Annotated in this window: 9 protein-coding genes, 1 tRNA gene and 1 rRNA gene; 6 read left to right on the top strand and 5 right to left on the bottom strand. The window is 32.2% G+C overall.

Translation table 11 applies throughout. The features are described from left to right. Nucleotides 1–534: 534 nt before the first annotated feature. Nucleotides 535–2,376, top strand: coding sequence for an asparagine synthase (glutamine-hydrolyzing) (gene asnB, locus JHL18_RS01025; RefSeq protein WP_200265781.1), 1,842 nt, complete (start codon nucleotides 535–537; stop codon nucleotides 2,374–2,376). A 102-nt stretch (nucleotides 2,377–2,478) separates the two neighbouring features. Here asnB and JHL18_RS01020 read toward each other — a convergent pair whose 3' ends face one another. Together JHL18_RS01020 and JHL18_RS01015 are read right to left on the bottom strand one after the other, a co-directional pair. Beyond that, a complete protein-coding gene (locus JHL18_RS01020; RefSeq protein WP_200265780.1) occupies nucleotides 2,479–3,822 on the bottom strand; it encodes a TldD/PmbA family protein in 1,344 nt (447 codons plus the stop codon). A 12-nt stretch (nucleotides 3,823–3,834) separates the two neighbouring features. Then, entirely contained in the window at nucleotides 3,835–5,220 is a 1,386-nt protein-coding gene (locus JHL18_RS01015; protein ID WP_200265779.1) for a TldD/PmbA family protein, read from the bottom strand. Nucleotides 5,221–5,524: 304 nt separating this feature from the next. Between JHL18_RS01015 and JHL18_RS01010 the strand changes: the two genes are divergently transcribed. After that, entirely contained in the window at nucleotides 5,525–5,998 is a 474-nt protein-coding gene (locus JHL18_RS01010) for a PTS sugar transporter subunit IIA (protein WP_200265778.1), read from the top strand. Between the two features lie 75 nt (nucleotides 5,999–6,073). Here JHL18_RS01010 and JHL18_RS01005 read toward each other — a convergent pair whose 3' ends face one another. Continuing rightward, nucleotides 6,074–7,003, bottom strand: coding sequence for a phosphate/phosphite/phosphonate ABC transporter substrate-binding protein (locus JHL18_RS01005; RefSeq protein ID WP_200265777.1), 930 nt, complete (start codon nucleotides 7,001–7,003; stop codon nucleotides 6,074–6,076). A 380-nt stretch (nucleotides 7,004–7,383) separates the two neighbouring features. On the opposite strand from JHL18_RS01005, the gene phnC reads away from it, so the two are divergent. From phnC to JHL18_RS00985, 4 genes are read left to right on the top strand one after another with little or no spacing between them, the layout of a single operon-like run. After that, nucleotides 7,384–8,142, top strand: coding sequence for a phosphonate ABC transporter ATP-binding protein (gene phnC / locus JHL18_RS01000; RefSeq protein ID WP_200265776.1), 759 nt, complete (start codon nucleotides 7,384–7,386; stop codon nucleotides 8,140–8,142). An 11-nt stretch (nucleotides 8,143–8,153) separates the two neighbouring features. After that, nucleotides 8,154–8,933 (top strand): phosphonate ABC transporter, permease protein PhnE, encoded by a 780-nt coding sequence (phnE, locus tag JHL18_RS00995; protein ID WP_200265775.1) that lies wholly within the window; start codon nucleotides 8,154–8,156, stop codon nucleotides 8,931–8,933. Then, a complete protein-coding gene (phnE, locus tag JHL18_RS00990) occupies nucleotides 8,930–9,721 on the top strand; it encodes a phosphonate ABC transporter, permease protein PhnE (protein ID WP_200265774.1) in 792 nt (263 codons plus the stop codon). The genes phnE (JHL18_RS00995) and phnE (JHL18_RS00990) overlap by 4 nt, the downstream gene beginning before the upstream one ends. 30 nt (nucleotides 9,722–9,751) lie before the next feature. Next, nucleotides 9,752–11,329 carry a bifunctional metallophosphatase/5'-nucleotidase gene (locus JHL18_RS00985; protein ID WP_200265773.1) on the top strand — a complete coding sequence of 526 codons (1,578 nt, stop codon included), beginning with the start codon at nucleotides 9,752–9,754 and terminating at the stop codon, nucleotides 11,327–11,329. 355 nt (nucleotides 11,330–11,684) lie between these two features. Here the strand turns inward: JHL18_RS00985 and JHL18_RS00980 are convergent. Together JHL18_RS00980 and rrf are read right to left on the bottom strand one after the other, a co-directional pair. Further along, a tRNA-Lys gene (locus JHL18_RS00980) sits at nucleotides 11,685–11,760 on the bottom strand. 6 nt (nucleotides 11,761–11,766) lie between these two features. Beyond that, nucleotides 11,767–11,884: ribosomal RNA gene (gene rrf, locus JHL18_RS00975) — 5S ribosomal RNA — on the bottom strand.

Raw genomic sequence — 11,884 nt, 5'->3', positions numbered from 1 at the left:
CTCAATTTAAAGTTTAATCATAGCTTACTTACTTAGTAAGTCTTTTTTCAAAAGAATTGCTGGTTTAGTTTAAGTCTATATTTAGACTTTGTTTATCTTCTCTGTTTAATTTTCAAAGACCAAGTTATTTTGCTGTTTTTCTGACAGCTTTTATATCTTACCACCGTAAGATTTCTTTGTCAACACTTTTTTAAAACTTATTTTTTAATCATAAATTTTACTTTCGTGTCTTCGTCACTACTTGTTTCAGCGACATGACTTATAATAACATAAAGTTATACTCCTTTAAATATATAAACCTCTCTCAGAGCAACTTACTTGTCCATTAATTATATTTTCTCCATATTTCAACATATTTCATCAATTGATACACCCGGCACTGTTAACATGGAAAATACTCCTTTTACCTCTATAAATTCCTTATTAAGGATATGCAGACTTGGTATATTTAGATTATTCATCTTAATAACAGGTAACTAATACTACTCCCATTACATATTATAGAAAATAATATTATTTATGAAGGTGATAATTTTGTGCGGAATTGCTGGATGGGTGAATTTTAGAAATAACATTTCAAAACAGCATCAAATAATAGAAGCTATGACTGATACCTTAAAATTAAGAGGACCTGATAGCCATGGATACTATAAAACAAATAATGTTCTTTTCGGACATAGAAGGTTAGTTGTTGTGGACCCTGAGGGTGGAAAACAACCAATGGTTAAGACTCTTGGCGGCCATAATTATTGTTTAATATATAATGGAGAACTATATAATACTGAAGATCTAAGAAAAGAGTTATTAGATAGAGGATTCCAATTCGACGCTTACTCCGATACAGAAGTTTTACTTACAGCTTATATGTGTTGGGGTGTCGACTGTATATCAAAATTAAATGGTATTTTTGCATTTGCCATATATGACGAAAAAGAAAATAGAGTATTCTTAGCAAGAGATCCTTTAGGAGTGAAACCTTTATTCTATACTATAAAAGGTAACTCTTTTATATTTGGTTCTGAAATAAAAACATTATTAGCTCACCCTTATGTAGATCCTATTATAAATAAAGACAGCTTAACTGAAATCTTTGCTTTAGGGCCTGCCAATTGTCTTGGAAGTGGTATATATAAAGATATAAAAGAGGTTTCTCCAGCCAACTATGTACTAATTACTCCAGACGGGATAAAAATTAAAGAATATTGGAAGGTATCTGCTGAAGAATTCAACGAAACTGAAGACGAAGCAGCTGAGCACCTTAAAGACTTACTTACAGATGCAATAAAAAGGCAACTAGTAGGTGACGTTCCTCTTTGTACATTTTTATCTGGTGGACTTGATTCCTCTGCCATTTCAGCAATAGCAGCAGAAGAATATAGAAGTAAGGGAAAAACTCTTACAACTTATTCTATAGATTATGAAGATAATGATAAATTCTTTAAATCTTCATTATTTCAACCAACATCAGATCAATATTGGGCATTGGAGATGTCTAAATTTATTAAAAGTAATCACAAAACAGTTCTACTAAACCATAACGACCTTACAGCAGCTTTAAAAGACGCCGTAATCGCTAAAGACCTACCAGGAATGGCTGATGTAGATTCATCATTATTCTTGTTCTCAAAAGAAATAAGAAAAGATTTTGTTATAGCATTATCCGGAGAATGTGCAGACGAACTATTTGGTGGGTATCCATGGTATACTCGAGAAGAACTTATAAATACACCAACATTCCCTTGGTCAAGATTTGTAAAAGATAGAAAATCACTTCTATCCGACAACTTAAAAAACCTACCTATAGAGGATAAGACCCAACAAGAATATCTAGATACCTTAAAACAAGTTCCTCATCTAGATAATGAAAGCAAGTTAGATTTTAGAATGAGAGAACTATTCTATCTAAATATCAAGTGGTTTATGATTAATCTTCTAAATAGGAAAGATAGAATGAGTATGTCCAACAGTCTTGAGGTAAGAGTGCCATTTGCTGACTATAGATTAGTTCAGTACGCTTTTAATATACCTCAAAAGATAAAATTCGCTGATGATAGAGAAAAAGGGCTTTTGAGAAAATCATTAAAGGGAGTATTGCCTGATGATATTATATATAGAAAAAAGAGTCCTTATCCAAAGACTCACAACCCTATATACACATCCTTAGTATGCGAAGCTATGAATGATATACTAAGCGATAAAACTTCTCCTATACTGAATATTATAGATAAGAAAAAAGTTCAAGAAATAGTTGATACAAAAGGCGATGCATACAAAACCCCATGGTATGGTCAACTTATGACCGGACCTCAATTAATTGCTTATTTAGTTCAGATGAATATATGGCTAAAGGAATATAATATTCAACTTGAACTATAAGGATATGTTTAATTTAAAAACAGTATTTAAAATAACCTAATATAAGTATAAAAATGCAGAAAGTAATCAAATATTTAATATGATTACTTTCTGCATTACATTTTACAAACCAGCTATTGAAAGTTCACTTACTATAACAGAAGGACTAGCAGTGTTAGAATAATAGAAATCAAAATCACTTCCAACCTCTTCAATATTTTTTAACAAGTCAAAAAAGTTCCCTGCTACCGTTATTTGATCTACAGCCTCTTCAAGCTTTCCATCTCTTATCACCCTTCCGTTAGCCGCTAACGAGAAGTCTCCTGTTATTGCATTTGCACCTGAATGCATACCTTGAAGATTAGTTATATACAATCCATCACCTACAAGACTTACTAAAGAATCAAAAGACTTCTCACCTTTTTCTATATATAAATTTGTAGCAGAAATCATAACTGGTGAAGAAAATGAAGCCTTAGATGCATTTCCAGTAGTATTTACATTATCTTTATTGGAAGTCTTCAAATTATGGAGTAGTGTAGTAAACCTTCCTTTATCTATTATAGATTTCTTATAGGTTGGTACACCTTCATCATCAAAAGGAGTGGAATAAGGAGAGCCTTCTAAAATCGGATCATCTGTAATAGTTACAATATTAGAAGCTATAGTTGTCCCCTCTTTTCCTCTAAGCAGTGAAAATCCTTTTTGAGCATTATCAGCATTAAAAACACCCTGAAATGTTCCTAATATAGTCGCCATCATATAATTAGATATTAAAACTTTATATTTGCCTGATTTAATTGACTTTGAACCAATCTTAGATATCACATCATCAGCTGCTTCTTTAGAAATTTCATCTAAATTTAATTCCCCTATACTTGTTCTGATCTTAATAGCCATTCCACTTTGCATACCACTTATATCTTTAGCTACTGCATCAACATATGCTGTAGCGGTAGTTTTTTTGCTTTTTAAATCTAGTCCCTTAGAATTTATTATTACCACTTCTGATTTAGAAGTATCAACTTCACACTCAGCAACCTTTTCAATTAGATTACTTGCTTCTTTTGTTTTTCTCTCTAAGATAAGGGCCAAATTAATCTGTTCACTTGGAGTTAGTCGATCTATATCCTCATTATATGTTGAAACGTTTCTGTATTTTCCTTGTCCATCATATATAAAATCTTTATCTTCATTCTCTAAAAGCTCAGCATTTTCTTTAGCTTTTTTTACTATAATTTCAGCAGAAGCTTCATCTAAACTTTCACTATATGCATAACCTATCTTTCCATTAATAATTCCTCTGAAACTTACTCCTCCAGTACTGCTTAAACCATACCCATCGACTTCACCTTCGTAGATTCTTATCTCTAAGTTTTCTTTGTTAGAGTAATAAATTTCGTATTCACTAAAGCCTACTTGTTCAGCAAACTTAAAAATTATATCTTTAAACCGCCTTATATCCATAAAATCCCCCCCTTATCTTCCACCAACAGTTATTTGTTTTACTCTAATCAGCGGCTGACCTACATTAGTCGGAACAGACCCGCTTAAGGATCCGCACATTCCTTGACCATGACCAAGGTTCTGTCCAACCATATCTATATCCATTAGTATATCAGAACCTTTACCAATCAAACTTCCACCTCTTACAGCCTCTGATATTTGACCATTTTTTATTAAATATCCTTCCGCTACAGCAAAGTTAAACTCTCCTGTAATTGGGTTAACTGATCCTCCACCCATTTTCTTTGCATATAAACCGTATTCTATAGACTTAATTATATCCTCGTTTCTATCATTACCATTTGCAATATAAGTATTTGTCATCCTAGATGTTGGCGCAAACTTATAAGACTCTCTTCTAGAACTTCCAGTAGCCTCCATCCCCATCCTTCTAGCATTTAATTTATCTATCATGTATGATTTCAAAATTCCGTTTTCTATAAGCACATTTTTTCTTGTCTTTGTTCCTTCATCATCTATATTTAATGATCCCCAAAGGTTCGGTAATGTTCCGTCATCTATAGCTGTTACCTTTGTAGATGCTATTTGTTGACCTAACCTATCACAAAACACCGAATTTCCCTTTGCAACAGATGTAGCTTCAAGTGAATGCCCACAAGCCTCATGGAATATCACTCCACCAAAACCATTTTCTATCGCAACCATCATCTTACCTGCTGGGCAATAATTAGCATGAAGCATAGCAACAGCTGATTTACTTGCCTCTCTTCCGTAATACTCAGGGTCTACAACATCAAACATCTCAAAACCCATTAGTCTCCCTGGATTTTCTGTTCCTAATTGGTTTTCTTTTGAATTACTAGCCACAGACCTAATCCCTAACCTAGTCCATATTCTTCTATCCTCTGTGTACAATCCTTCACTGTTTGAAACAAGCACCTTTTGATCTTTATCCATGTATGTTACAGAAGCCTGGCTTATTTCATTGCTATAATCTCTAGCAGACTTATATGCTAGTTTCATCTTTTCAATCTTCTTAGTACTTTCAATAAAGGAAGGAACATAGATTATCGGATGAATATTAGTATTTATTCTCTCAATAAGATTCAAGTTAATATCTAGATTATCATCAATGTTACCCAGTGCATATGCTGCTTTACTCGCTACCTCAGTCAAATGACTCAAACTATTTTCATTTGTATATGCATATACACTTCTAAATCCTTTAAATATTCGTATACCTATACCATAGTTTCTCCCTGAAACTATACTATCTACTTTACCATCAGTTAGTGTTACATTATTATTCATTGTATCTTCAACAAAAACTTCAGCAAAATCTCCCCCACTTTTCAAAGCTTGGGATAATACTTTGCCTATTATCTCTTTCGATAACATATGCATCCCCCTTTTTATCTGTAATATAATACCATTTTAATTAATACTACCATCTTATGCAATATTTCCTAAAAATATTTTAACATATATATTTTTATAACGATAATACATACTTTTTTACAATTGACTAAGTTCAAATAATAATATATAATTAAAATGCGTGTTACTGTTAAATCAGGCATAAGTTTATATAAACTTATGCCTTTTTCTATTAATTATGAACTTTTTGTTAATTTAATCATTATATTTTTGAAAGGAAGTGAGTTTTCCTAATTTCACTATAATGTGCAGTTAGGAGTATATTATGTTTGGATTCCTAAAAAAAGAAATAAAGATTCTCGCACCAGTTGCAGGAACTACAATAGATTTATCTAGAGTTCCAGATGAAGTATTTGCAAAAAAGATGGCTGGGGATGGAGTTGCAATTGATAGCACTGGTTCTATATTTGTAGCTCCTGCTGATGGTGAATTATCATTAGTATTTAAAACAAACCATGCTTTTGCCATGACAATCGCAGGAGAAGTAGAACTTTTAGTTCACATAGGCATAGATACAGTTTCTCTAAACGGTGAAGGTTTTGAAAGACTAGTAGAACCTGGCGTAAAAATAAAGGCTGGTACTCCTATCATAAAAGTTAATAGAGAGTTTGTTGAAAGTAAAGGCTTCTCATTAATAACACCAGTTCTTATTACAAACCCTGATGTTATAAAAGAAATGAATCCTGTTATAGGTTCAACTGTAAAAGAAGGATTAGACACTATAATAACTTATAAATAAAACACTTAAAAACAAAGGTATCTAAGAATTATTAATTAAATTCTTACATACCTTTTTAGATTTAGTTTTTTATCTTTATTTAGCTTCAACTAACTTTTGATAATCTCTAACAATATCAAAATTCTTATCTTCTGATTTAACATATCCAACATGTGAGTATATTTCTGTTACTATCTTCTTTCCTTCTGGATCTTTACCTATCTCTATGAAAGCATTTTGTATTTTTTCTTTCCATTCAGCTGATATATCTGGTCTTACGCTGATAGTATCATTTGGTATTGGTTTTGTAAAGTATATAGGTTCAACTTTATCGAATATGTCTGGAACATCTTTCTTTACAGTATTTCTTGCATCTTCAAATACTGCTGCCGCATCAACATCTCCATTTAATACAGCTAAAATCCCCTTATCATGACCTTTAACTCTTATGCCCTGCACGTCTTTTTCAGGATCTACTCCAGCCTTTTTAAGTTCTGCAGCTGGCCATATGTATCCTGCAGATGAAGTAACATCTTGCCAAGCTATCTTCTTTCCTTTTAGGTCTGCTAAACTCTTTATACTTGAACCTTTTTTTACAACTATCATAGATTTATACGAATCAGCAAGTTCTGTAGTATTTTCTCCAGTAGGTTGCTTTATTCCATATCTTTGCGCTTGAAGTAAAATATCAGCAGCCTTCTTTTCTTTAGCTAGTACGTATGCAGTTGGAGGTAAAAAGCCAATGTCTACTTGCTTTGAAGCCATAGCCTCAATTATTGTATTGTAGCTTGTGGATACGCTTACCTTTACAGGTATACCAAGCTTGTCTGATAATAACTTTTCTAAAGGTTTAGCCTTTGCTTCCAAAGTTTCAGCATTTTGCGATGGAACGAATTGAACTTTTAATTCTTTTGGTTCATATCCCTTTGCTGTAGTTGAGTCATCTTTCTTAGTACTGCTACAACCAGCCAAGGCAGTCACAGCTAATGCAGTGCATAGTGCAATACTTAATATTCTTCTTTTCATAGTATATCCTCCCTAAAAATTAAAAATTAAACTATATTTCCAATAAATACATTTAAATCATAAACTATTTTTATTTTTTTTGCAACATCGTTCGTGTTTATTTTTGTGTTGCATATTACTTAATAATTGCTATATATAACAGAATTTTATTGAAAATATTGTTATAGAAGTAAAATTTTCTAATGTTCTATTGAAAACCTTAGTAAAATTATAGTATTCTTATATTAAAATTAATAGCACTTACTGTTAAAATAAGGTTAAATTTGTTGTTATTACAATTTAGCTAGCAGTAACTCTACTAAATAATATATAATAAATAGTACTACATATTTTAATCATTGTTCGTATTTTTAAAACATTATGAAAAGGTTGGTAAAGTTATGATTGAATTTAAAAGTGTATCAAAAACTTATCCTAATGGTGTTATTGGACTTAAGGATGTCAGCGTTACAATAAACGAAGGAGAATTAGTTGTAATAGTGGGGCTTTCAGGTGCAGGAAAATCTACATTTTTAAGATCTATTAACAGATTGAATGAAATATCTTCAGGCGAAATACTCATAAAGGGTAAATCTATTACAAATGCAAAAGGAAAAGACTTAAGAATGATGCGTAGAGATATCGGTATGATCTTTCAAAGCTTTAACTTAGTAAAGAGATCCTCCGTACTAAAAAATGTCTTAGCGGGAAGAGTTGGCTATCACTCCACCATCAGAACTCTAACAGGAATGTTTCCAAAGGAAGATTTAGAACTAGCTTTTGATTCATTAAAAAAAGTTGGAATAGAACAAAAAGCTTACATGAGAGCTGATGAATTATCTGGAGGACAGCAACAAAGAGTAGCTATAGCTAGAACCTTAGCTCAACAAGCAAAAATACTTCTAGCAGATGAACCAATAGCTTCATTAGACCCAGTAACTACAATTCAGGTAATGGACGACATAGCAAGAATAAATACAGAACTGAATATAACTACAATAGTTAATCTTCACCACATAGATTTAGCCAAAAAGTATGCAACTAGAATATTAGGCTTTAGAGAAGGTAAACTAGTTTTTGATGGTCCTGTTGAAGAGGCCACTGATGAAATCTTTGATTATATATATAACGGCAAAACCGAAGATCTTGCTGAAGTTTAGGAGGATTAGAGATGAAAGAGCAAACTATAAAAAAACCTTCTAACATGAAGTTATATCTTACAATTATTTTAATACTTATCTTACTTATTGCCAGTGCTAAAAAAACAGACGCTTCCTTTTCACAGCTCATGAAAGGGCTTCCAGAAACAGGCAAGCTTTTTAAAGAAATGTTCCCTCCTGATTGGAGTTACTTTCCAAGGATATTTAGTCCTATGGCGGAAACCATACGTATGGCTATAATAGGGACAACCTTAGGAGCTATTGTATCAATTCCTTTAGCTTTACTTTCTGCAAGAAATATATGCAAATCTAAAATACTATTATCTATTTCAAGAGTAGTATTAAATCTTATAAGAACAATACCCGACTTACTATTTGCTGCTATATTTGTTGCAGCTTTTGGTCTAGGCCCACTGGCCGGTATATTTGCTTTAAGCTTTTTTTCACTAGGACTTGTCGCTAAATTATTGTACGAATCAATAGAAGGTATAGATGAAGGTCCTATGGAAGCTTTAACAGCCTGTGGTAGTAACACCCTTCAAATAATAAATTTTTCAGTAATTCCTCAAATTTTACCCCAGTTCATTTCATATGTTTTATATACCTTTGAAATAAATGTAAGAGCTGCTGCTGTTTTAGGTTTGGTAGGCGCAGGGGGTATAGGACTTCAATTAGATAGCACCTTGGGATTATTTAAATACGATCAAACTTGCACTATTATTGTTGCAACCTTAATCATGGTAGTAATTATTGATAATATAAGCATAAAAATCAGGGAGAATTTACTATGATAGAAAAAAATAAATCTTTTAAAAAATCATTATCAAAATGGCTTATAGCTATAGTATTAATCGCCATATACGTATGGGCATTTACAGGCATAAAATATTCTGGAATTAAAGAATCTGCCAGTCAAGTTGTAAGTTCTATATTTAAAGGCTTATTTCATCCTGATTGGGGATATGTTTACCTTCCAGATGGAGAAGATCTTCTAAGAGGATTACTTGATACCTTGGCGATTGCAGTTTTAGGTACTGTGGTATCTGCATTTTTATGTATACCATTTTCATTTTGGGCTGCAAGAAATATGAGTAAAAATAAGCTATTTAGCAGCAGTGGTAAGTTTCTACTAAGCTTTATAAGAACATTCCCTGAAATCGTAATGGCAATTATCTTTATTAAAGCTGTTGGTCCAGGTGCATTCGCTGGTGTATTAGCTCTAGGTGTTCATTCTATAGGAATGCTTGGCAAACTATATTCAGAAGGTATTGAAAATATAGATTGGGGTCCCTATGAAGCATTAACCTCTTGTGGTGCTAATGCTATTCAAAAATTGAAATACGCTATAATTCCTCAAGTATTACCTGAATTTGCCTCCTACTCCCTTTATAGATTTGAGATTAATGTTCGTTCAGCTACTATACTAGGTATAATTGGTGCTGGCGGGATTGGTACACCACTTATATTTGCCCTTGAAGCAAGACAATGGAGCAGAGTCGGAATCATACTGCTGGGTATAATAGTAATGGTTACTGCTATTGATTTTATATCAGGAAATATAAGAAAAAGACTGGTTTAGCTGTCTAATCTATGAAAGAGGTTATTTTATATGAATTTAAATAATTTAGATTTAACTATACTTCACACTAGTGATATTCATGGAAGCATATTACCCATATATTATGGAACTAATGAATACAGAGATATAGGCCTTTCTAAACTATCTAGTATAATAAAAGATGAAAAGAAAAAGAATGATAATACTTTACTTATAGATTGTGGAGATGCCCTTCAAGGGTCTCCACTTATATATTATTATGCACGAATTAATGCACAGGGAGAAAACCCTGTAATAAAACTCTTTAATTATTTAGGATACGATTCCTTTACTGTAGGAAATCATGAGTTTAATTATGGTATGGACTATTTACTAAATGCAAGAAATCAATCTAATTTTCCATGGCTTAGCTCAAATATCCTTGATAAATCAAATAACAGACCTTACTTTGGTAAACCTTATATAATAAAGAGGTTTTCTGATGACTTAAATATCGGTATAATTGGATGCACTACTAAGTATATTCCTAACTGGGAACAACCTCATATAATCAAAGACTTAAATTTCGAAGATGTTATAAAATCACTAAACAATTGGATTCCTCAAATGAAAAATGAAGGTGCTGATATAATAGTAGTTGCATATCATGGTGGATTTGAAAGAGATATAGATACAGGAGTTCCCTCTGAAAATCTCACTGGCGAAAATCAAGGATATGAAATATGCGAAAAGGTTCAAGGAATAGATCTTTTACTAACAGGACACCAACATAGATCCATATATGATAAGTATATAAATAATGTGTTAGTATGCCAATCTGGATTTGATGGAGTATGTTTAGGAAAGATATCTCTAAAATTAGAAAAACAATCTTCTGTATGGAAGATTAAAGACGCCTCAAGTAAGTTACTCTATTCTAAAGATTATGACGTTGATGATGAATGCATACGATTAATTAAGAAATATGAGGAAAATACTCAAGCTTGGCTAGATACCCCTATAGGAAAGATAGCTGGCGATATGACAATAACAGATCCTATTGAGATTAGATTAAAGGATAATCCATTGATGGAATTTATCAATAAAGTTCAGATGCATTATGGTGAAACTGATATATCTCTTACATCACTTTTTGACAATAGAAGCCCTGGTTTAAAAACAGATGTCACTATGCGAGATGTTGTCTCTAATTATATTTATCCAAATACTCTTAAAGTGTTAAAACTTAAAGGCTCTGATATAAAGTTAGCTTTAGAGAGAAGTGCCTCTTATTTCGAATATGTAGATGGTCAATATATAGTAAGCAAAGATTTTTCTAATCCTAAACCACAACATTACAATTATGATATGTGGGAAGGTATCGAATATGTTTTAAATATTTCTAAACCTGTAGGAAGTAGAGTTGCATTATTAAAATACAAAGGCTCTGATATGGATATGTATAAAGAATATAACGTAGTAATGAACAATTACAGAGCTTCTGGCGGTGGAGATTATTTTATGTTTAAAGATAAACTTTTAGTTAAAGATATACCTACGGATGTTTCCGAACTAATTGCTAATTATATATTAGATAGAAAGATCATTTCTGCTACTGTGAATGATAACTGGAAAGTAACTCATGATTAATTTCCACTGACCTACACCTAGCAATTTTTGATTATAGTTATATATTTAAGTATTCTTTGCTATTGAAAATTCCACTAAAGAATGTTGCCTTAGCAACTTTTTTATATAATCCACAGACTAGACTATTATCTTAATATTATCTGTGGATTATGTAATTTTATCTGTGGATTACTTCATAATTTCAGTACACTTCTTAATGTTATATATTATGATAAAGCAAAAATCACTAATTAAGATAATTAGTGATTTTTTTATGCGTCTATTTTTTTAATATATATGATCATACATTCAGTTATTCAAAGACTTACTTACTATAAATTTTGAAAAATAAAAAACCTCTGTATAAACAGAGGTTTGGTGGCTCACCGGGGAATCGAACCCCGGACACCATGATTAAAAGTCATGTGCTCTACCGACTGAGCTAGTGAACCACATTTACCTAGCGACCACTTACTCTCCCACACAGTCGCCCATGCAGTACCATCAGCCGTCTAAGTCTTAACCGTCGTGTTCGGAATGGGTACGGGTGTAACCCTTAGACGCATCATCACTAGA

Origin of the sequence: Clostridium yunnanense (genome assembly GCF_016595795.1) — a bacterium.
GTDB lineage: Bacteria > Bacillota > Clostridia > Clostridiales > Clostridiaceae > Clostridium_AR > Clostridium_AR yunnanense.
Note: the sequence above shows the minus strand (reverse complement) of the source record. Positions and strands in the feature narration are given on the sequence as shown.